Consider the following 20,799-nt stretch of genomic DNA (forward strand, 5'->3'; position numbering starts at 1 on the left):
GCAAACATGACCAATCAACGGACCATAACCCTGCGCCTGCACGCGGACACGGCCTGGATTCGCATGGTCCAGGGCGTGGCCGAACAGTGCGGCACGGTTTTCGGCCTGGATCACGGTAAGACCCTGCGCCTGATCATGGCGGTGGAAGAAATTCTGGTCTACCTGGCCGACCTCACGCCGCAGGCTCCCCTGGAACTGAATTTGACGCCCGGCGCCAGCCATGTCGATACGACCTTCTCCTTCGCGGCCAGGGATGCCGACCTCTGGGCCATGAACATCACCGCCTGCGGGGCCGACTGCGCCGAAGAGAACATCCAGGCCATGGGACTGCTCCTGGCCGCACGCATGAGCGACGGCCTGGACGTGCGCCGTGACGGCGCGAACGTGATCCTGCGCCTGCGCCTGGACCGCTCCTATCCAGACCTTGAAACGCGGCAGAGCGAACGCTTCGCGCCCCGAGGGGAAGTGCTGTTCCAGCCCGCCCTCGACCCGAGCAGGATCAAGGAGGCCTGCGCCCTGGCCACGGCGCTCTATCCCGAAGCAGCGGTGCCGCAGGCGTTCAGAACCCCCGGCAAGGTGGTCGACCAGATTCTGGGAGGCGAGCTTTCCGGAGCCATGGCGCTGGACCAGGGCGGAAATGTGTGCGGCTTCATGACCTGGAGCCCGCGTTCCGCCACCAGCGTGTCCTTCTGCGGGCCGTATGTCTTCACCAGCGAGAGGACAGCCGTCGCGCGCGGACTGACCGAGCATCTCGTCGGCGCCGTGGCCCGGACTCCCGTCTCGGCCATACTGAGCCAGCTGCCCACGGAAGACCTGCCCCGGGAGGATGTCGAGCTGCTGGGGACCCTGCCCCTGCTCGCGGCCGACGGCACGCCCGGCCCCATGCCAATCTGGTACCGGGGCATGCGCGAGGACAACGGACTGGCGGTCTGGACGCACCCGGAGCTGGAGGGATTTCTGCGCACGGCATACGAGCAGCTTTTCCTCATGCGCGACATCCACGCCGTCTCGCACCAGGGCGAACAGGTGGCCGGGCGCTCCGTCTTTGCCACGTCCTTCCAGCCCGAGGCCAGCCAGGCGCTGCTCATCCCCATGCTCGACGGGGCCGACACCTCCGATACCGTGCACGGACACGTCCAATTGCTCCTGTCCGAAGGGTACCGCAACATCCTGGTCCACCTCGACCTGGCCCACGGCTGGCAGGCGGCTCTGGCCCCGGCCCTGCTGAAGAACGGCTTTCAACCCCGCGTCCTGCTCCCCCATGCGGGACAGGCGGACGTTTTGGTGCTGCAGCATGCTGGATCTTGAACGACTGGTGCCGGCCCACGTCCGGAGCTTCGAGGTCTATACGCCGAGCAAACCCGATCAGGAGCTGATGCGCCTCTTCCGGGTCGACCACCTGCACCGTCTCAACAACAACGAGAATCCCCTGGGCCCCCCGCCCGAAGCGGCCCGGATCGTCCAGGGTTTCCCGCCCCGCCTGACACCCATCTACCCCAGCGGCGACGCCTACGCCCTGCGCCAGATCCTGGCCGGGCGCTTCGCCAAGTCGCCGGACCAGTTTCTGGTCGGCAATGGCTCGTGCGAGGTGATCTCCAGTGTCATCAAGGCCTTTTGCGCCGAGGGCGACAACATCGTCACGGCGGACAGGACCTTTGCCGTGTATGAGTGGGTGGCCGAGTTTTCGGGCATAGAGGCCAGGCTCACCCCCCTCAAGGATTTCGGTTTCGACCCGGACGCCATGCTCGCCGCCCGCGACGAGCGCACCAAGATCCTGTTCGTCTGCAACCCCAACAACCCCACGGGCACCTGGTGGGACACTGCCACCCTGCGCCGCTTCCTGGACACGGTGGACGGCCGCCAGATCGTCGTCCTGGACGAGGCGTATTTCGAATTTGTGGACCAGATCGGCTTTCCGGATGGCATGAAACTGCTGGAGCAGTATCCCAACCTGGTGGTCTTTCGCACCTTCTCGAAGATGTACGCGCTGGCCGCCCTGCGCATCGGCTACCTGTGCAGTTCCCCGGCGGTGGTCGATATCATCCGCCGCACCCACGTGGTCTATTCGGTCAATTCCCTCGCGCAGCAGGCCGCCGCGGCAGCCATGAAAAACGACGGACCCTTCATTGCCGCGACCCGCGCCATGGTGGCCGCCGGCAAGGAGAAAGTCCTGACATTGTGCGGGGAACTGGGCCTGACCTGCCAGTGCGGCGAGGGCAACTTCGTCATGATCCGCGTTCCCACCTCCGACACCCTGCTCTACCGCAAGCTCATGGCCAAGGGCGTCATGATCCGCACCATGACGGGCTTTCGCTTCCCGGGCTGGATCAGGGTCAGCCTGGCGCGGGAGGATGTAATGGAGGAGTTCTGCAGGGCCATGCTGGGCGTGCTTCGCCCCTGAGAGAGTGGCGACCTACAGAACCCTGTGCCGCTCTCTCACCATCGGAAATCCGGTACAAACGCCCCTGCGGCATTTTCCCGCTTGACCCCGTCAGGGATGCCGCGCCATGTATTCGCTTCCATTCGGAAGTCCGGCCATGCCCGTCTTCCCGCGTCCGGGGCATGACCCCGCCGAAAACATCGCCCCCTAAAGCCTCACGGAGTTTGCACAGATCATGCTGTCCCTCTTCATTCTCCTGTTCATAGTCCTCGCCGCCCTGACCCTCTTCATCGGCGGCTGGCTGCCTGCCGACGTGGTCGGGATCATGGTCCTCGCCGCCCTGGCCCTGACCGGCCTGGTCTCCCCGGAAGAGGCCGTGGCCGGATTCAGCAGCCCCGCGGTCATCACCGTGCTGGCCATGTTCGTCCTTTCGGCCGGTCTGACCCGCACGGGCGTGGCCTACCGCATCGGCCAGCCCCTGCAACACTTCGCGCGCAAGGGCGAAGCCGTGCTGATCGTGGTGCTCATGACTGCGGCCGGGCTCCTTTCGGCCCTCATCAACACCACCACCGTGGCCGTCATCCTGCTGCCCGCGACCATGGACCTGGCCCGCCGCAGCGGCCTGCCACCGGCGCGCCTGCTCATGCCCATGGCGCTCGGTTGCCTGCTCGGCGGACCCTTCACGGGCATCTCAACGCCTCCCAACATCCTGGCCACCAACGCCCTGCGCGCCGCCGGACTGACGCCCTTCAAGATTTTCGATTTCACGCCGATCACCGGCGCTCTGGTCGTGGCCGGCATCGCCTTCGTGGTCCTGCTCGGCAAGCGCCTGCTGCCCAAAGGCGCTGCGTCGGGAGATCAAAAAAAAGGCATCGAGTCCGCCTACGAGATCGGATCGCACATCTTCACCATCGAACTTCCCTCGACATCGCCACTGGTGGGCCGCAGCCTGACCGAAAGCCGCCTGGGCTCAGCCCTGTACCTGACCGTGGTCGGCCTGCAACGAGCCGGTGAACTGATTCTCTCCCCCCGGGCGCAGGAGACATTGCGCGCCAATGATATCGTCATCGTCCACGGCCAGTCGGATCAGGTCAGCCATTTTCGCGGCAGCAGACATCTGCGGGTCGAGCAGCCCGGACCCGAGACCGACGAAATCATCCGGCGCCTGGGCACGGCCTCGGTCCGCATCGGCAAGGGGTCGCCGCTCATCGGCCGTACCCTGGCCGAGAGCGGGCTGCGCCGGGATCACCGCATGCATGTGCTGGCGCTGGGTTCCCCCACAGGCGAATGCCTGCGCGAAGTCCGCCGCCATCGTTTCGAGGAGGGGGACGGCCTCGTGCTCCAGGGCGAACACAAGACCCTTGAAGCCCTGGCGGACACCAGCCTCGTCGAACTCGTGGCACCGCTGACGGAAGGACCGGCCGATGCGTCGGTTTGCGAACTGCTCAGCCTCTGTTCCGTGAGGGTGCCGGAAGGATCGGTGCTGGCCGGACGCAACCTGGTGGAAAGCCGCCTGGGCAATGCCTTCGGCCTGACTGTGGTGGGCCTGGTTCGGGAAGGGAATGTGACCTGCCTGCCCGCCCCGGAAGAAACGGTCCAGCCCGGCGACCTGCTCGTGGTCCAGGGTCTGGCGCGGGACATCGACGTGTTCGAGGGCCTGCAAGAGCTTGAAATTTCGGAGCAATCGTCGCGACTGGCAGCCGAACTGGAATCCCAGCAGATCGGCATGACCGAGGTGCTGCTCTCGCCCCGCACTACCCTGGCCGGAAAAACCCTGAACGATCTGCTCTTCCGCGACCATTACGGGCTGAGCGTCCTGGCCGTGCTGCGCAAGGGCCGGGCCTGCCGCTCGGGCCTGCAGGACATGCCCCTGCAGTTCGGCGATGCGCTGCTGGTGTACGGACCGCGACAGAACCTGGAGGCCGTGGCCCGCGACCACGACTTCCTGGTGCTGGACCAGGAAGCGGCCCAGGCCCCGCGCCTGCACAAGGCTCCCCTGGCCGCCCTGATCATGGCGACCGTGCTCCTGAGCGCCATCCTGGGTTTCGTGCCCATCGCCATCGCGGCCCTGGCCGGAATGGCGGCCATGGTCGTTGTCGGATGCCTGACCATGGAGGAGGCCTATCACTCCATCGAATGGAAAGTGATCTTTCTCATCGCTGGCATGCTCCCTCTTGGCTTGGCCATCGAAAACACCGGGGCGGCGCGGATGGGGGCGGAGGCGCTCATCGGCATGGTGGGCGACCTTGGTCCGCGCTGGGTGGTGGCCGCGCTGTTCGGAGTGACGGTGCTCGGCACGCAGGTCATCCCCACGGCGGCTCTCGTGGTGCTCATGGCGCCCGTGGCCCTGGGCGCAGCCACGGCGCTCGGCATTTCGCCGCAACTCTTGATGATGACCGTAGCCATGGCCGCTTCGGCGAGTTTCGCGAGCCCTCTTTCACATCCGGCGCATCTCTTGGTAATGGGGCCCGGAGGCTACAAATTCATGGATTACGTCAAGGTCGGCGCGCCCTTGACTCTCGTGGTCATGGCCGTGTCGGTCTGGCTGCTGCCCATCCTTTGGCCGGCGTGAACGAGCTTGCGCTGCCCCGATTTTCCGCTGTGTTTCGCCCGAAAATTCCGGCTTGACGATTCCAGGGGGCTGTCTATATCTTTATTTTTTTGAAGGGGAGTAGCTCCTCAAGACAAGGTCAACATCACTGGCGCGAAAGCGCTTGGCCTTGTCGTCGGATCCCACCGATGAGCAAGACCTTCAGCACGACAACCCGTGCTGGAGGTCTTTTTTTTGGACCTCCGGCCAATCTTCGGAGGTTTCATGACCGCAGGGATCTTCTCTCCAAACCCGGGACGCCGGACAATGTCCAGTCACGGCCCACCCTCTTTTTGCCGTCAGGCCCGAGGCTTTTCCTTGTGGCGAGATGTTGCGTCGTTTTCCTGGATTCGTTTCAGCTCATCCATCAGTCAAAACCCATGGGGCTATCGGATGCCCCTGTCCGCGTAACGGACCTGGAGAAATATATGGACACATTGCTTTTGTGGATCGGATTTCATGTTTTCATCATTGCGCTGCTGCTTTTCGACCTTGGCGTGGTGCAGCGCAAGAACAGGGAGATGAGCGTCGGTACCGCCCTGTGGGTGAGTCTGGGCTATGTCGTCCTGGCGCTTCTTTTCGGGGCGGGAGTCTATTTCTTCAGAGGCCCTCAGGCCGGACTTGAATTTCTGACCGGATATTTCATCGAGAAGAGCCTGAGCGTGGACAACATCTTTGTCTTCCTGCTCATTTTTCTGCATTTCTCGGTGACCAAATCCAACCAGCGCCGGATTCTCTTCTGGGGCATCCTGGGGGCGCTGGCCATGCGCGCCACGCTCATCATCGCCGGAGCCAGCGCCATCGCCTCGTTCCATTGGCTGCTCTACGTCTTCGGCGTTCTGCTCATCGCCTCGGGAATCAAGATGCTGGTCACCATCAACCAGGAACCGGACCTCTCGCGCAACCGCATCGCGCGATTCATGCGCAGCCATTTCCGGGTTACCGAAGACTTCGAGGGCGACAGGTTCTGGGTCCGGCGCGACGGTCTTCTGTACATGACGCCCCTGTTCATGGTCCTGATCATCGTCGAGGTCTCGGACGTCATCTTCGCCATCGATTCCATCCCGGCCATCCTGGCCATCAGCAAGGACACGTTCATCGTCTATTCATCCAACGTGTTCGCCATTCTCGGGCTGCGGGCTCTGTATTTCGCCCTGGCCGGAGTGATTCACCGCTTCCACTACCTCAAGTACGGGCTGTCCTTCGTGCTCGTTCTGGTGGGCGCCAAGATGACCGTGAACACCTATTACGGGACCAAGATCATCACCACCGAAATGGCGCTCCTGGCCACCGCATGTCTCATCGGCGGCTCCATGCTCTACTCCATGTACCGCACCAGGGAACTGCCCGAATCCGAAAGGAAGAAATCCATGCGCTGGTGGATTCCGGGTACTCCGGCCCGCAAGGAGACCATCGAGGATCAAAAAACGGATGTGAACTGAAAAACCGGACGCGCATCCAGGAAGACACATGAAAAAAGGATGCGCGTCCAATGATCGCAAAAAGGCGCTCGCGCCTACTGCATAACCACCCAGCCGTCGGGCCCCTTCACGAAACGCACCGTCGTCATCTCCTTGGAGCGCCCGGCAATCGGAACGGTCATGTCGACTTCGACGTCGCATACAAAACCGGGCGCCTCCTTGGCCTGCGTGCAGCCGATCTTCTTCACGGCATGAAGCTCCGTCTTCCCCAGCGAATCGGTAAACGCCTTGCCCGCTCCGCCGAACAGTTTTCCGGCCTCGTCGAGGCTTTGAGCGGTCTTGGCCAAGTCCTTCTCGAAGGCGGCCCGGATGTCGGCCTCGGACGGCTCGCCGGAGCAGCCCACGGCAAAAAGCGACACGGCAAACAGGATTCCCGTCAACATGAATTTCATTTTATCCCTCCAGTGGTTACTGATACAGCGATACCTTGATCATCTCGCAGGCGAATATTGGCTTTAAACGGGGCGATTGTCCAATTTCCTCCTTCTCATTCGGTGGCCCCGGGGACACCCGCTCGATCGGGACGTGCATGTCCACCTGCCGCAACGGCGACATTCTCCCCAAGAACCGTTGACTTCCACGCCGCCCTATGCTCAAGGTTCCGCTCCCGGGCGCGCCTGCCTGGGCGGACCACGCGGCATGCCGTTAACGAAAGCCGGAACATGCGCAAGGCCCGGCTGTTTTTCAAGGGTGCGCCCCGAAAACAGAATTCCCGACGACTCAAGGCTCCGGCCACGCAAGGCCTGAGCCTTTTTCGTTGTGCACCGCATTGACATCACGGGGACTGGTTACTAAGTTTGCAACTTTCCCTGTCCACCGGACGTGCCTATCGGGCCTGTCGGCTGGACGGCACAACGACCCGGATTTCCTACGGAGTTCCATGCATCCCTCGACCCTGATCTCGCGCATCGAAACCACGGCCCCGCTCCAGCTGGCGGCGTCATGGGACAAATGCGGCGTGCAGATCGCCTCTGCCGCCTCCGAAATCAGGACCGTGTGCGTGGCCCTGGACCCCAGTGTCGAGACGGTGCGCCGAGCGGTGGAGCATGAGGCGGATTTTCTGCTCTGTCACCACCCGCTGAGCCTCGCGCCCAGGCTCCCGAGCCGCCTCGATGACTTCCACGAGGTGCTGAGCCTGAGCCTCAAGAATTCCATGTGGCTCTACAGCGCGCACACCTCTCTGGACGCCAATCCGCATGGTCCGGTCAATTGGCTGGGGCAGGCCCTCAAGATGCAGGACATGCGCATCCTCGAGGTGACCCGCCGCGAAACGCCGAGCCTGCTGCGCCTGGCCGATTCGGCCATGCAGGAAAGAGTCCGGGATTTTGCAGACTCCGTCACCCGCCGCGATGGACAAATGGAGGAATACCTCCTCTGGCCGGAAGAAAGCGCCGCGTTCAAGGCCAGCCTCGATGCCGGGACGCCCTGGCAGGAGCTGGCCCTTGCCGCGCCGATCCGTGAATACGGTTTCGGATGCATCGGAACGCTGCCCAAGGCCCTGGGCTGGGATGAATTTTCAGCGCGGCTTACCGCCCTCGGGCTGCCTCTGTCGCGCATGGTGGGACAGGCGCCGGAAACCGTCACCCGGGTGGCCTATTGTCCCGGATCTGGAGCCGACCTTGGACCGGCCGCCTTCGCTAAAGGCGCGGACGTCTACCTGACCGGCGACGTCAAATACCATCAGGCCCAGGCCGTGCAGGATATCGGCCTGACCATCGACGTCGGTCATTTTTGCCTTGAAGAAACCATGATGCGCACCTGGAGCCGGAGCCTGGACCGCGAACTGTCCCCCGAGGGAGTCCGGGTCATCTTTCTGCAGGGCCGCGATCCCTTTGCCTGAATCTTCCCGGGAAGAACCCCGGAAAATTGATACGCTTTTGAGGAGGATGCTACCTTGAGTATTTATATGGAACAGATCGAGCAGCTGGTCGTGCTGCAGAAAGTGGATTCGGAGATGATCACCCTGGAGCGCATCCTCGAAGACGCGCCCAAGCAGCTGCGGAGCCTGCAGGAAAAACAGGCCTACCTCAAGCAGCAGCAGGACGTGATCCAGGAAAAGGTCGACGTGCTGATGGAGCAGAAGAGCCGCCTTGAGGGTGAGATCGAAAACGACACCCAGAAGGTCAAGAAGAGCAAGAACAAGCTCATGATGGTCGAGAACACCAAGGAATATCACGCCATGATGCGTGAGATGGACACCATGGAGAAGATGAACCGTTCCCGCGAGGAAGAGCGGGCCAATCTTCTTGCGGACCTTTCCGACCTCGAAGGTCGCAAGGAAGCCCTGCAGGGTGACATCGACAGCCTTGAAGAGACCATCACCGCCCAGCAGTCCACCCTGGATCAGGAACTGGCCGAGAAGCGCGCCCGCATCGAAATCCTGGAGAAGGAAAAGCGGAAGGCCTCCGAGGCTGTTCCCGCGCCCATCCTGACCCGCTACAATTTCATCCGCGACCGCATCCCGAATCCCGTCATCGTTCCGGTCAGCGAAGGCGTGTGTCAGGGCTGCCATGTCGTCATCCCGCCCCAGGCTTTCATCGACCTGCAGAAGGGCGAGCAGATCCTGAGCTGTCCCAACTGCCTGCGTATCATTTTCTGGGAGCGTCATTTCTCGGGCAATGATTGATTTATTTTTGCGGAGCCGGACAGGCTGTCGCTGCCGGCCGCAAGGCCGGGAGAGGAAAGTCCGGACACCACAGGGCAGGATGCTGGATAACGTCCAGCGGGGGCGACCCCGGGACAGTGCCACAGAAACAAACCGCCCGGGCTTCATGCCCGGGTAAGGGTGAAAAGGTGGGGTAAGAGCCCACCAGTTGTCGCGGTGACGCGGCAAGCTAGGTAAACCCCATCCGGTGCAAGACCAAATAGGAAGGTGACCGGCCCGGTCGCGACCCTTCGGGTAGGTTGCTGGAGACGGCGGGTAACCGCCGCCCTAGAGGAATGACAGCCGCCCGGCAACGGGCACAGAATCCGGCTTATCGTCCGGCTCCGTATTTTTGATAATGACACACTCACTATGGACCATAATCCTGGCCGCGGGCCAGGGTTCGCGTCTGGCCGCCTCCACGGGCGGCACACGCAAACAGTTTCTGCACCATGAGGGACATCCCCTCTATTGGCGCAGCGTTCTGACCATGTCCGCAGTCCCTGAACTTGCGGGCGTGGTCCTCGTTTTTCCTCCCCGGGAACTGGAGCAGCGCTCCGCCGAACTGGAAAGCCTCAAAAACATCTCGGACCCCGGTGTCCGCATCCTGACCACCGGCGGAGGCGACAGACGCCAGGACTCCGTGCGCCTGGGCCTGGCAGCGCTGCCCCGGGATTGCACCCGTGTACTGGTGCACGACAGCGCGCGCCCCTTTTTCTCGCCCGCCCTGGTGCAGGCTCTGCTGGCCGGATTGACGGACGACGTCTGTGGAGTCATCCCCGCCATCCCCGTCACGGACACGATCAAGCAGGTCGAAAACGACCTTGTCCTGGCCACGCTCCCGCGCGAAACAATGCGCGCGGTCCAGACGCCGCAGCTCTTCCCGGCCGCCCTGCTGCGCCGGGTTCATGAACAGGCGTTGAACAATGACTGGACCGTCACGGACGACGCCAGCATGATCGAACGCGCCGGATACGGCGTCCGGATCGTGCCCGGTGAAACCGCCAATCTGAAGATCACAACCCCGGAGGACCTGCGCGTGCTTGCTACTCCCGCCCCCCTGCCCGTGCCCTGCACCGGATTCGGCTACGACGTGCACGCCTATGGCGGCAACCGGCCCATGGTGCTGGGCGGCATGCCCATCGCCGGGGCCCCCTTCGTCAAAGCCCACTCCGATGGCGACGTGCTCCTGCACGCCCTGTGCGACGCCATCCTCGGATGCCTCGGCCTTGGGGATATCGGCGAACATTTCCCGGACAGCGACGATCGCTTCGAGAACATCTCCTCCGGCATCCTGCTCTCGGAGGTCATGGACAAGGCTCGCGCCCTGGGGCTTTGCATCACCCATGTCGATCTGACCGTCATCGCCCAGATCCCCCGCCTGGCTCCGCACAAGGAAGCCATCCGCGGCAACGTGGCGCGCCTGCTTGAGCTTTGCGACCAGCAGGTCAACGTCAAGGCGACCACGGAAGAGCACCTGGGTTTCACCGGCCGCAAGGAAGGGATCAAGGCCGTGGCCGTGGTCACCGCCACAAGGAAGCAGGCATGAGCAATTTCAAGACCGGCGGCCCCTTCATCACCCGCTTCGCCCCCAGTCCCACGGGAGGGCTGCACCTGGGCAACGTGCGCACGGCCATCCTCAATCATCTTCTGGCCAGACAAAGCGGCGGAAAATTTCTGCTTCGTCTTGAAGACACGGATCAGGAACGCTCCACCTTCGCCGCCGAAGCCGCCATCCTGTGGTCCATGTCCTGGCTTGGGCTTGTGCCCGACGAACCGGTGCGTCACCAGAGCCTGCGCCTTCATCTCTACCGTCACGCCGTTGACGGCCTGGTGGCCCAAGACCGCGCCTACCCCTGCTTCTGCACCGATGCCGAACTGGAACAGGACCGCAAGGAAGCCGCGGCCAGGAATCTTCCTCCCCGCTACAGCGGCCGCTGCGCCCGCATGGCACGCGACGAGCGCGCCGAGAGGCTGAACCGGGGCGACGCCCATGCCATCCGTTTCCGCCTGCCTGAAAAGCCGGAGGTCAGCTTCAAGGATCTCGTCAAGGGGCAGATTACCCTTCCGGCAGGCGCTTTCGGCGACTTCGTGCTGCTGCGCTCGAACGGCTGGCCCAGCTACAATCTGGCCGTGGTCGTCGACGACGCGGACATGGGCGTCAATCTGGTGCTGCGCGGCGAGGACCACCTGACCAACACGGCCCGTCAAATCCTGCTCTACGAAGCCCTTGGGCTCACGGCTCCGGCTTTCGCCCACCACGGCCTGCTCATGGACACGGACGGCAAGAAGCTTTCGAAGCGCAGCGGCGCCCTGAGCATTCCCGAATGCATGGAAATGGGTCTTGAACCTCTGGCCGTGGTCCAGTATCTGGCGTCCTTGTCCGGCGCCCTGCCCACCAAGAATCTTTTCGCCTCTCTTGACGAGATGGCCCGGGCCTTCAACCCCTTCGCGCTGGGCCGGGGCAACGCGGTCATGAGCCTCGACGAGCTGACGGCCCTGAGCGCGCGCGTTTTTCGGGCGGCGGATCCTGCGGATCAAATCCGGCAGCTAGACGAAACCTTGCCTGCCGAGAACGCCTGGCACGAATTCGATCCGCAAGTCCGCCTGCATCTGCTGGCCAGCCTGCGCGAAAATGCGGCGAACATGCATGAACTGCGCGCCCTGCTGCCTCTCTTCACGGAAAAAGAGGCCCGCTTCACCTCGGGGGCGCTGACCGAACTGGCCGAGAGCCTGCCGGTGCTTGCCGCCCTTGACCAGGCCATGTCCGCGCACAGTCCGGACTCGCGTCTGGAAAAGGACGCCGCCGGCGCCGTGTTGCGCAAAACGGGTGAAGAAGCCGGAGCCAAGGGCCGAAAACTCTACCACCCCATACGGCTGGCCCTGACCGGCAGCGAAAACGGCCCTGAGCTTGCCACGCTGCTTACGCTTTTGCCGGCCGGCCTGATCAGGGAGCGTGTACAAACGGTGCTGAACATATTTTCCCATTGCAACCACAAGGAATGAGCATGCAGATCTACAATAGCCTTACCAGGAAAAAAGAGGAATTCGTCCCGCTCAAACCCGGTCATGTGTCCATGTACGTCTGCGGCATCACGGCCTACGACTACTGCCACATCGGACACGCACGCTCCGCCGTGGTCTTCGACGTCCTAGTCCGCTATCTGCGCTACATCGGCATGCAGGTCACCTTTGTGCGCAACTTCACCGACGTGGACGACAAGATCATCAATCGCGCCAACCGCGAGGGCACGGATTTCGAGACCATCGCCCGCACATACATCGACGCCTTCTACACCGACATGGACCGCCTCGGCATCATGCGGGCCGACATCGAACCCAAGGCCACCGAGCACATCAAGGAGATGATCGAACTCTGCGAAAATCTCATCGCCAAAGGCCACGCCTACTCGACGCCCAGCGGCGACGTCTATTTCCGTGTTCGCTCCTACGACGATTACGGCAAGCTCTCCGGACGCAACGTCGAGGAGCTGATGTCCGGGGCGCGCATCGAACCGGGCGAGAAAAAAGAGGATCCTCTCGATTTCGCCCTGTGGAAGGGCGCAAAGCCTGGCGAACCGTCCTGGCCCAGTCCCTGGGGACCGGGCCGTCCGGGCTGGCACATCGAATGTTCGGCCATGAGCGAACGCTACCTGCCCCTGCCCTTCGACATCCACGGCGGCGGACAGGATCTGGCCTTCCCGCACCACGAAAACGAGCGCGCCCAGACCGAGGCAGCCACGGACAAGCAGTTCGTGCGCTACTGGGTGCACAACGGATTCGTACAGATCAATTCCGAGAAGATGTCGAAATCACTCAATAATTTTGTGACCATCCGCGACATCCTGGCCAACTACCTGCCCGAGGTGCTGCGCTTCTTCCTCATCACCAAGCATTACCGCAGCCCCCTGGATTACACCGCCGACGCACTCGAAGAATCGGAACGCGCCCTGAAGCGGATCTACCTGACCAAGGCCGCCGCCGAGGCGCACGTGGCCGGAACCAAATGGACCGCCACGCCTCTTCCGGCCGAAATCGTGGTCGAAGCCACCGCACTGGAAGCCAAATGGGACGAGTCCATGGCCGACGACATGAACACGGCCGCGGCCCTTGGCCACGTCTTCGTGCTGATGAAGATCGTCAACCGCATCCTGGAAGACAAGGCCCTCAAAAAGTCCGAAGAAGGCCGCGACATGATCCGCCATGCCCTCAAGCTGTTCGAACGCTGGGGCGAAGTGCTCGGCCTTTTCCTCATGCCCAGCAGCGATTTCCTGGCCCAGCTCAAGCAAAGCCGAGTGCAGCGCAGGAAAATCGACACCGAACTGGTGCAGGCCAAACTGCAGGAACGCATGGAAGCCCGCTCGGCCAAGGATTTTGCCCGCTCCGACGCTATCCGCGACGAACTTCTCGCGCTGGGAGTGACCATTCAGGACACGGCCCAGGGCGTTCAGTGGGACGTGGAATGTGCCGAGAAATAAGGAAGAGCCCGCGCCCCGACAAGGGCGCGCCCTTGCCCCAAGGACATGAACGACGAAAGGCCGCGCAATGCGGCCTTTCGATTTTTATCACCAACGCACAATCCTGTCATTCGAAGAGGTTCTTCAAGCCCTCCACGCCCTTGTTCAGTCCCGAACCCACACCTTTTATGACTTCCTGCACGGCCTGCCCGCCGCGCAAGCCCAAACCTCGCAAGACCGCTTCCATATCGGGACTGATGGTAGGCTGACGCACCGGCCCGCTGATCCGCACCGGCACACTGCTCAAGCCCAAAGAACCTTCGTCGAAGTTGCCCTCGCTTCCGGCAAGCTCGATGAGCAGCCTGAAATCCAAAACCTCGCGCACCAGATCCGTCTGTCCGTTACCCGTGACGCGAAATCGCGGCGCAAGAAGAAAAAGATCGGGCGTCGTCTCCACCCCTCTGGTTATGGTCCCGCTGGCTGAAAGAACGGAAAAAACCGTGCGCGGGGGTTCCTGCGGTCCTGGGGAAAGGCCTTTGACCTTGCGGATTCCATCGCGCAGCAACTGCGAGACGTTCACGTCGCTTAGGGCGCCGTCGGACACCTTGAAATCCACTTTCCCTTTCAGATTGCGCCGCAGATCCATCGTGCTTTGCCCGGAAGTATCAAGGGCGGCGCTGCTCTGCATGGTGCCCGAAAGACTCTCCCTGCCATGCAGATCGCGCAGCAATGACCCAATCTGCAAGGCGCCTATGGAATGCGACCAGGAATACGCGGGTATCTGTCGGCGCACATCAAGGGAGGCCGAGCCTTTCAAACTTCCGCCATACAGGCTTGATTCGATCCGGGGCATGTCGAACAGGCCATCCTTGGCCGTCAGACGGATGCGCGAATCGGAAACACGCAGATTGATTACGTTCAGGGTATCCACCGCCAAAGTAGCATTCAGATTCAGCTTGCGCATCATCGAGACAGGAAGGTCGATGCGCTCTTCCGAAGCCCCAGGCAGAGCCTCCTTCGCGCCGTCATCGGACCGGATGCGGTAGCGGTCCAGATTCAAGGTATCGATATGCATATCCAGTTCGATTTGCGGATCCGTGCGACCTTGAACGGATACACGGCCGTTCAGCGCCTGTCTGTCGAGCACGAGACTCAGATCCGTCGCCTCGAAACGGCCCCCACCGGCTGCCCACTTGCAGGAAAAGGCGGCCTCTTCCAAAGCGGCAGGGTCCGTGAAATTCGGCAGAGGAATAGCTAGCCGCGCAAAGGCCTCCTTCGGATTGAATCGTGCGACTTCAAGAAAACCGTTGGTGCCGGCGTCGCTTGAAGGCTGCGCCGAAAAAACGATATCAAGCCCCAGCCCCTCCATGCGTGCGTTCTCCATCCGGCCGTCCGTAGATAAATAATCTCCCGAAAAAGATATTACTTCAGGACTGTTTGGCAGACTTTCGCCTGACAGGACGGCTTTGAGGACCAGATTCTCGAGACTGAGCCGGTCGAGATCCAGAATCGCCTTGGCGGTAAAATCAAGCTCGCCAGTGATTTCGTTGCGTTTGGCCATTGCATGCGTGTCCACCACAAACGGTTCGCCAAAAGCAAAATCAGAAACGTCAAGACGAATTCCGTCGACCTCAAAACTCTCCCCTCCAAGCTTGTCATCCCAGACAATACGGGCATCCGTGATTTCAAGTCCGTCCACAATGAGGCCCGCCAGGTAAGGAACACGCTTGTCCCGGGCCAGAACGGGAGTGTCTGGAGCACTGTCTTCAACCGAATCGGGCGTGGCAAGATCCATCCAATTTCCGCGCCCATTCGCATCGCGGGACAGAAACAGGGAAAGCCCTTCGATATCAATGGCCACAACTTCGAGCCGTGACGATAGAAGAGGCAGAAGACGAGCCTTCAGATGCGCGCCGTTCAGGGTCATGAAGGGTCCGCTGAAACCTTCGCCGTTCCCAAGCTCAAGGTCACCGATGGAAACGGACAGATAGGGAAAGAATTTAAGCCCCAGATCCCCGGAAATGGTCAGCTCGCGCCCGGTGTTGTCGCGCACGGCTTTTATGATCTGCGGCTTGAAATCATTGGGGTCGACCGTCATGAGCAGCACCCCTGCAAGAATTCCGCAAAGCAGAATCAGGCCCAAAAGACCGCGCACGATCCAAGTTCGAATATTCATCACATTTTCCCCTGGTAAAGTGTTGGAGCGAAAAGCTGTCATCATCGCGGGTCATGATGATAGCTGCTCGCACAAAAACACCATAAAGACAAAACACGTCGGGATAAAGGGAGGAAACCCGTAGAAACGCCGGACAGGATGGAATCGGGGCATCGATTTGCTAAAAAAAAGCCGGCTTTCGCCGGCTCTTGTGATCGATAAAATCAATAATCTTTGGCTGTTAACTCCACTCTGGAGATGCAAGACGTGCACCGGTGGAGGTCACCAGCAGACAGGAATGACCAGGCAGGGAAGACGTCAGGCGCAAGGCTTCACGCGGAGACATGAGACTCAGCGCCGTGGCCAGACCGTCAGCCTGCATGACCGTGGGCGCCTGAACACTGACGCTCTTGATATACTGCGGGGAAGTGCCCGTCTCGGGATTGATCAGATGGGTCGATTTGCGGGAAGAATCAAAATAGACTTCATAGCCGCCGGAAGTGGCTACCGCACCGGAACGCATTTCGATCACGGCAGGATAGTCACCCTGCTTGTCCGGATCTTCGATGGCGATGCGCCACGGACGGCCGTCACCCTTGGGTGAACCCTGGACTCGGATGTCTCCGCCGGCGTCGATCATGTAATGGACGACACCGAGCGACTTGAGCGTGTCCGCCGCGCAGTCGGCTATGTATCCTTTGGCGATACCATCAAGAGTCGCACCCATACCGGAAGCGGCGAACTTCAGATCGGATCCGGTCTGCCGCAAGCGGCCGGTATCAACCAGAGCCAAGGCTTCTTTGAGTTCCCGCGCGTCCGGCCGCCCCTTGGAACGCTCCATGAGATTGACCACAGGTGCGACAGTCATGTCGAAACGTCCGCCGGATTGACGGTGCAACGTGCGCCCGTGGGCCATGACATCGAGCAGTTCCTGCGGAGATCCGGAAAGACGTCCGTGAACATTCAGGACGGACAGGGCGGTATTTGAATCAAATCGGCTCAAAATGCCGATCAAACGGTTCATTTCATCAAAGGCGCGGCCGATGGCTTCCTGCCCCTGATTCGTGCTCGGCGTCATGACGGTCATGCCGACAATGGTGCCCATGAGCATGCGCTTTTCGGTGGTCGTGACCAGGCCGACGGCAGCCATGGCCGGAACCACGCGCAATGCGGGAGCCAGGGCTGCCCCTCCAGCGAGCACAGCCAGTTTTTTCAGAAAGTCACGGCGGTCTTGAGTGTGGGTCCCATGCTTCATTGTTATGCTCCGATTCTGTGGCGTGGGTTAGGCGTTCAGGTCCGCGACATGTGATTCTTCAGGATAACGCGCGGGATCCATGTCGGGCGCTGCCGACATCAACTCGGGATTCAGGCAACGCAGGATATTGCGAGGACATTTCTCCACACACACTTCCTCGCAAGAGGGACCATAGGCCAGACACGCCTTGTGATCGATGAAGATGCGCTCATCGACCAGGGAGATGCACTGGGCCGGGCATTTCTTGATGCAGGCGCCACAGCTGATGCATCCGACTTCACAGACATCCTTGACGGCCTTGCCCTTGTCCTGGGACGAACAGAAAACCATCACACGTGAGCGTCTGGGAATGAGTTCGAGAATCGAGTTTGGACAGGTCCGCACGCACGTGCCGCAGCTGGTGCATTTATCCGGAGCGATATGAACCAGATCATTCTCGATCCACATGGCGTCAAAGGGACATGCGCGAACACAATCCCCGAATCCGAGGCAGGAATACTTGCAGGCGTCAGGGCCATCCTGCACCAGCTTCGCAGCGGCACAACTTTCGATGCCGAAGTACTCGAACTTTTTGGCGACATTGCCTTCGACCTTGATACAGCGCCGGAAAGCGACCTCTGGTTCGGAGTCACCGGCAGCCTTGCCGGTAAGCTCCGCCACTCTGGTGGCGACATCGGGGCCGCCGGCGCAACACTTGTTGGGTGGCATGCCGGGGTCATTGATAACCGCGGCAGCGTATGCTTCGCAACCTGCGAATCCACAACCGCCACAGTTGGCGCCGGGCAGAGCCTCAGTGACAACCTCGATGCGCGGGTCCTCTTCGACATACAAGACTTTGGACGCAATGGCCAAAATACCAGCCGACGCGAACCCCAAGCTGAAAAGTGTCAATACGGATACAGTAATCATAAAGAAATCTCCACCTTAGGCTATCATACCCTTGAACGCCATGAATGCCAGTGACATGAGTCCAGCCATGACCAGGCCTATGGGAACACCGCGCATGGCCCGAGGAATCCGCGTGATCTCGAAACGCTCGCGAATTCCCGCGAGCAGGACAAGAGCCAGCATGAAACCGGTTCCAGCCGCGACGGCATAAAGCAGCGAGGTCACGAAATCGTATTCTTTACGCTGTACCAGAATGGCCACACCCAACACCGCGCAGTTGGTGGTGATGAGGGGCAGAAAAATACCCAGTGCCTTGTACAACGGTGGAACCATTTTCTTCAAAAACATTTCCACGAACTGCACCAACGCCGCAATGACCAGAATGAAGACGATGGTCTGCAGGTAGGCAAGGTGAAAAGGAATCAGGACAAATTTCTGGATGAGAAAGGTGAACATCGTGGCCATGATGGTCACGAAAATTACGGCACCGCCCATCCCGATCGACACGCTTTTTTCCTTGGAACAGCCCAGATAGGGACAGTTGCCGAGGTATTGGGCCAAAACTATGTTGTTGACAAAGATGGCCGAGATAAAAAGCAGAAAAGTATCCATAAGCCGTCACTCCCGTTGTTAGCCCTTGGCTGCTTCAAGCCGTTCCAGCTTTTTTTGGTTGACGATTTTTTCCAGGCCCTTGCAGGCAGCGCACCCGGAACAACCAGCATCGAAATTGGGATCCAGGACAACACCCTTGCGTTTGGCCTGCCAGGCAGTCAGAAAATTCATGCCTGCGAGAATGAGCCCGAGGCAGACAAACGCTCCGGGCGCCTGGACCATGAAGGTGAAAGGCTGAAAGTCCGGTCCGAACAGATTAACTCCGAACAGGGAACCGGCACCGAAGGTCTCGCGAATGCCCCCCAGGAAAGTCAGGGACAAGGTGAAACCGATGCCCATCCCCAACCCGTCGGCCAGGGCCAGATGGGGGGGATTCTTGGCGGCGAACGCTTCAGCCCGGCCAAGGATGATGCAGTTGACGACGATAAGGGGAACAAAGATGCCCAGCTGCTGGTAAAGCGGATATGCAAATGCCTGCATGAGAAGTTCCACGGTAACGACCAGGGAGGCGGAAATCGCGATGAAACAGACGATGCGCACCTTTTTGGGAATGATGTTGCGCACCAGGGAAATGATGAAGTTGGAAAGAGCGAGAACGAAGATGACCGCGGCACCCATGCCAAGACCATTGTTGGCGGTATTGGTGACGGCCAAGACAGGACACAAACCCAGCACCAAGCGGAACGGAGGAAGTTCATTCCACAGTCCTTTGGTGAATTCTTTCATTAAACTGGCCATAAAAATTCTCCTTGGGATGATCGCTAGCCGACTACCACGTGGTTTTGATCGTATCCTTGAGGGCCGCATACCATCCGGCGGCCTGCTTCACAGCATCAGCCGCGGCAATGGATGAGAATGTCGCGCCTGAAATGGCGTCGATGTCGCCGCCATCCTTTTTAAGGGCGGCTTTCGCCGGATCCTTGGCCTTGAACTGTTTGGTAAAGGCAGGTTCCTGAATGCGCGAACCAAGCCCGGGCGTTTCCTTGTGGGTGGTGACGCTGATTCCGACGAGATTATCCGCTGCAACGTCAAACCCGACGATCACGTTCACGTCGCCGCCATAACCTTTTCCGGACGCTTCCATGGCCACGGCCTGCAATTTGCCACCCTTCAGGGAGGGGAAGACGATAATGGTCTCGTCTTCATTGCCGGGCATGGGCAATTTCTTGCGATCGGCAATGGGATCATTGTCGCCCTGCAAAAAAATCTGCTTCAAAGCCGGGCCCTGGACATTGGTCAGGACCTGTTCCTCGATGATGGGAGTAGTCCAGACCTTGAGCCCGGAGAGGACGAAACCCGCAAGACCGGTGATGGCGGAAAGCACAACCACCATTCGTACAATTTCCATCATACCGTGCTACCTCCCGCCGAAGGGCTTGGGTTGAATAAGATCAAAAAGCGGCGTGCAGAGATTTGCCAGCAGAATCGCAAAGGGCACGCCATCGGGATAGATGCCATACGTGCGGATGATGATCACCATCACACCGCCGAAAAAGCCGAACAGCAACATCGGCAAGCGCCACGTTGGGGAGGAAGACGGATAAGGCATCAGGAAAAATGCCGCCAGCAGGGTGCTACCGGAAAGCAGGTGAAAGACCGGGGATGCGTAAAGCTGGGGATCGATGAAATTGTAGACAAACCCAGCCACTAGAACACCGGCCAGAAAGGATACCGGAATGAACCAGCGCACCAGCCCTCTGGACATGAGGTAGGCTCCTCCGATGACGATCATCAGAGCCTGGGACGCGCCCAGGGCCCCGAGATTCTCTCCCAACAGAAGGCTCATGGGAGTGACCGAGGAGATGGCATCAAGGCCGAAGTACTTGAGTTCGCTCAATGGTTCGATGAGGTCCCATTTGAGAAGCATCCCGTTCAGGTCAACGAGATCCGGCCAGGAGATGGCCAGCACGGCCCAACCCAGAGCCGGAGCGCAGACCGGACTGCCGCCATATCCGCCGAAGACCATGCGCCCGAGGATGACCATGAACGCGGTCCCGAGAATGACCATCCACGCAGGGGCAGTGGCCGGAAGCAAGAAGGCAAAGAGCAGACCATCCACCAGTGCGCTGAAATCGTCAGAGGTCGGCGCCTGCTTCATGAGCTTCTGCACGACGGCTTCCGTGACCACGGCGGTGAACCCGGCCCACGCCATGACCACTACCGCATCATAACCGTAACGATACACAGCCATCGCCACCACCGGCAAAATTGCCAGCAGCGTATGAAGCATGTTTTTTTGTAGTGTTGCTCCGGAATGCCACAGCGGAGCCGAAGCAACGGAATACATTTTCTTTGAAATATCCTGGCTTGCCATGTGTTTTTATCCTTCCTTGTTCA

General features: G+C 60.6%; 17 protein-coding genes and 1 other RNA gene. 10 read left to right on the forward strand and 8 right to left on the reverse strand.

From position 1 onward, the window contains the following. Positions 1-6 precede the first annotated feature (6 nt). The 4 genes from BMZ24_RS12595 to BMZ24_RS12610 all read left to right on the forward strand — a co-directional run bounded on the left by BMZ24_RS12595 (position 7) and on the right by BMZ24_RS12610 (position 6,412). Positions 7-1,308, forward strand: a complete 1,302-nt coding sequence (locus BMZ24_RS12595) for a hypothetical protein (protein WP_092192822.1) — start codon at positions 7-9, stop codon at positions 1,306-1,308. Then, complete coding sequence (locus BMZ24_RS12600) at positions 1,295-2,401, forward strand: pyridoxal phosphate-dependent aminotransferase (RefSeq protein WP_092192824.1); 1,107 nt, start codon at positions 1,295-1,297, stop codon at positions 2,399-2,401. The genes BMZ24_RS12595 and BMZ24_RS12600 overlap by 14 nt, the downstream gene beginning before the upstream one ends. Positions 2,402-2,615: 214 nt before the next feature. Continuing rightward, positions 2,616-4,952 carry an SLC13 family permease gene (locus BMZ24_RS12605; protein WP_092192826.1) on the forward strand — a complete coding sequence of 779 codons (2,337 nt, stop codon included), beginning with the start codon at positions 2,616-2,618 and terminating at the stop codon, positions 4,950-4,952. Positions 4,953-5,398: 446 nt separating this feature from the next. Then, positions 5,399-6,412 carry a TerC family protein gene (locus BMZ24_RS12610; protein ID WP_092192828.1) on the forward strand — a complete coding sequence of 338 codons (1,014 nt, stop codon included), beginning with the start codon at positions 5,399-5,401 and terminating at the stop codon, positions 6,410-6,412. Between the two features lie 74 nt (positions 6,413-6,486). On the opposite strand, the gene BMZ24_RS12615 is transcribed toward BMZ24_RS12610, so the two are convergent. Then, on the reverse strand, positions 6,487-6,843 hold the full coding sequence (locus BMZ24_RS12615; protein WP_092192830.1) for a hypothetical protein: 357 nt from the start codon (positions 6,841-6,843) through the stop codon (positions 6,487-6,489). Positions 6,844-7,331: 488 nt separating this feature from the next. Between BMZ24_RS12615 and BMZ24_RS12620 the strand changes: the two genes are divergently transcribed. From BMZ24_RS12620 to cysS, 6 genes are all read left to right on the forward strand, one after another. Further along, complete coding sequence (locus BMZ24_RS12620) at positions 7,332-8,291, forward strand: Nif3-like dinuclear metal center hexameric protein (protein ID WP_092192832.1); 960 nt, start codon at positions 7,332-7,334, stop codon at positions 8,289-8,291. 54 nt (positions 8,292-8,345) lie between these two features. Further along, positions 8,346-9,077: a zinc ribbon domain-containing protein gene (locus BMZ24_RS12625; protein ID WP_092192834.1), complete on the forward strand. Its 732-nt coding sequence runs from the start codon at positions 8,346-8,348 to the stop codon at positions 9,075-9,077. Positions 9,078-9,088: 11 nt separating this feature from the next. Beyond that, positions 9,089-9,445, forward strand: an RNA gene (gene rnpB, locus BMZ24_RS12630) — RNase P RNA component class A. Positions 9,446-9,453: 8 nt separating this feature from the next. Further along, positions 9,454-10,644, forward strand: a complete 1,191-nt coding sequence (ispD, locus tag BMZ24_RS12635; protein WP_092192836.1) for a 2-C-methyl-D-erythritol 4-phosphate cytidylyltransferase — start codon at positions 9,454-9,456, stop codon at positions 10,642-10,644. Beyond that, positions 10,641-12,101, forward strand: a complete 1,461-nt coding sequence (gene gltX, locus BMZ24_RS12640; RefSeq protein WP_092192838.1) for a glutamate--tRNA ligase — start codon at positions 10,641-10,643, stop codon at positions 12,099-12,101. The genes ispD and gltX overlap by 4 nt, the downstream gene beginning before the upstream one ends. Before the next feature lie 2 nt (positions 12,102-12,103). Beyond that, complete coding sequence (gene cysS, locus BMZ24_RS12645; RefSeq protein WP_092192840.1) at positions 12,104-13,573, forward strand: cysteine--tRNA ligase; 1,470 nt, start codon at positions 12,104-12,106, stop codon at positions 13,571-13,573. Positions 13,574-13,679: 106 nt separating this feature from the next. Here cysS and BMZ24_RS12650 read toward each other — a convergent pair whose 3' ends face one another. From BMZ24_RS12650 to BMZ24_RS12680, 7 genes are all read right to left on the reverse strand, one after another. Continuing rightward, positions 13,680-15,728 (reverse strand): AsmA family protein, encoded by a 2,049-nt coding sequence (locus tag BMZ24_RS12650; protein WP_161949151.1) that lies wholly within the window; start codon positions 15,726-15,728, stop codon positions 13,680-13,682. A gap of 220 nt (positions 15,729-15,948) precedes the next feature. Beyond that, positions 15,949-16,962, reverse strand: a complete 1,014-nt coding sequence (locus BMZ24_RS12655) for an FAD:protein FMN transferase (RefSeq protein ID WP_092192844.1) — start codon at positions 16,960-16,962, stop codon at positions 15,949-15,951. 27 nt (positions 16,963-16,989) lie between these two features. Next, positions 16,990-17,871: an RnfABCDGE type electron transport complex subunit B gene (gene rnfB / locus BMZ24_RS12660; protein ID WP_092192846.1), complete on the reverse strand. Its 882-nt coding sequence runs from the start codon at positions 17,869-17,871 to the stop codon at positions 16,990-16,992. A gap of 15 nt (positions 17,872-17,886) precedes the next feature. Next, positions 17,887-18,462 (reverse strand): electron transport complex protein RnfA, encoded by a 576-nt coding sequence (locus tag BMZ24_RS12665; protein ID WP_092192848.1) that lies wholly within the window; start codon positions 18,460-18,462, stop codon positions 17,887-17,889. A gap of 18 nt (positions 18,463-18,480) precedes the next feature. Next, positions 18,481-19,200 (reverse strand): electron transport complex subunit RsxE, encoded by a 720-nt coding sequence (rsxE, locus tag BMZ24_RS12670; protein ID WP_092192850.1) that lies wholly within the window; start codon positions 19,198-19,200, stop codon positions 18,481-18,483. A 31-nt stretch (positions 19,201-19,231) separates the two neighbouring features. Further along, positions 19,232-19,813, reverse strand: a complete 582-nt coding sequence (rnfG, locus tag BMZ24_RS12675) for an RnfABCDGE type electron transport complex subunit G (protein ID WP_092192852.1) — start codon at positions 19,811-19,813, stop codon at positions 19,232-19,234. Positions 19,814-19,819: 6 nt separating this feature from the next. Beyond that, positions 19,820-20,776 carry an RnfABCDGE type electron transport complex subunit D gene (locus BMZ24_RS12680; protein WP_092192854.1) on the reverse strand — a complete coding sequence of 319 codons (957 nt, stop codon included), beginning with the start codon at positions 20,774-20,776 and terminating at the stop codon, positions 19,820-19,822. Positions 20,777-20,799: the final 23 nt, after the last annotated feature.

The sequence above is a fragment of the Desulfomicrobium norvegicum genome (genome assembly GCF_900114595.1).
Classification (GTDB): Bacteria; Desulfobacterota; Desulfovibrionia; order Desulfovibrionales; family Desulfomicrobiaceae; genus Desulfomicrobium; species Desulfomicrobium macestii.

What these genes read in the sequence shown, in the direction of transcription:
- BMZ24_RS12595 (WP_092192822.1), top strand. Translation starts at nt 7, where the DNA reads ATGACCAATCAACGGACCATAACCCTGCGCCTGCACGCGGACACGGCC.
- BMZ24_RS12600 (WP_092192824.1), top strand. Translation starts at nt 1,295, where the DNA reads ATGCTGGATCTTGAACGACTGGTGCCGGCCCACGTCCGGAGCTTCGAG.
- BMZ24_RS12605 (WP_092192826.1), top strand. Translation starts at nt 2,616, where the DNA reads ATGCTGTCCCTCTTCATTCTCCTGTTCATAGTCCTCGCCGCCCTGACC.
- BMZ24_RS12610 (WP_092192828.1), top strand. Translation starts at nt 5,399, where the DNA reads ATGGACACATTGCTTTTGTGGATCGGATTTCATGTTTTCATCATTGCG.
- BMZ24_RS12615 (WP_092192830.1), bottom strand. Translation starts at nt 6,843, where the DNA reads ATGAAATTCATGTTGACGGGAATCCTGTTTGCCGTGTCGCTTTTTGCC.
- BMZ24_RS12620 (WP_092192832.1), top strand. Translation starts at nt 7,332, where the DNA reads ATGCATCCCTCGACCCTGATCTCGCGCATCGAAACCACGGCCCCGCTC.
- ispD (WP_092192836.1), top strand. Translation starts at nt 9,454, where the DNA reads ATGACACACTCACTATGGACCATAATCCTGGCCGCGGGCCAGGGTTCG.
- gltX (WP_092192838.1), top strand. Translation starts at nt 10,641, where the DNA reads ATGAGCAATTTCAAGACCGGCGGCCCCTTCATCACCCGCTTCGCCCCC.
- cysS (WP_092192840.1), top strand. Translation starts at nt 12,104, where the DNA reads ATGCAGATCTACAATAGCCTTACCAGGAAAAAAGAGGAATTCGTCCCG.
- BMZ24_RS12650 (WP_161949151.1), bottom strand. Translation starts at nt 15,728, where the DNA reads ATGAATATTCGAACTTGGATCGTGCGCGGTCTTTTGGGCCTGATTCTG.
- BMZ24_RS12655 (WP_092192844.1), bottom strand. Translation starts at nt 16,962, where the DNA reads ATGAAGCATGGGACCCACACTCAAGACCGCCGTGACTTTCTGAAAAAA.
- rnfB (WP_092192846.1), bottom strand. Translation starts at nt 17,871, where the DNA reads ATGATTACTGTATCCGTATTGACACTTTTCAGCTTGGGGTTCGCGTCG.
- BMZ24_RS12665 (WP_092192848.1), bottom strand. Translation starts at nt 18,462, where the DNA reads ATGGATACTTTTCTGCTTTTTATCTCGGCCATCTTTGTCAACAACATA.
- rsxE (WP_092192850.1), bottom strand. Translation starts at nt 19,200, where the DNA reads ATGGCCAGTTTAATGAAAGAATTCACCAAAGGACTGTGGAATGAACTT.
- rnfG (WP_092192852.1), bottom strand. Translation starts at nt 19,813, where the DNA reads ATGATGGAAATTGTACGAATGGTGGTTGTGCTTTCCGCCATCACCGGT.
- BMZ24_RS12680 (WP_092192854.1), bottom strand. Translation starts at nt 20,776, where the DNA reads ATGGCAAGCCAGGATATTTCAAAGAAAATGTATTCCGTTGCTTCGGCT.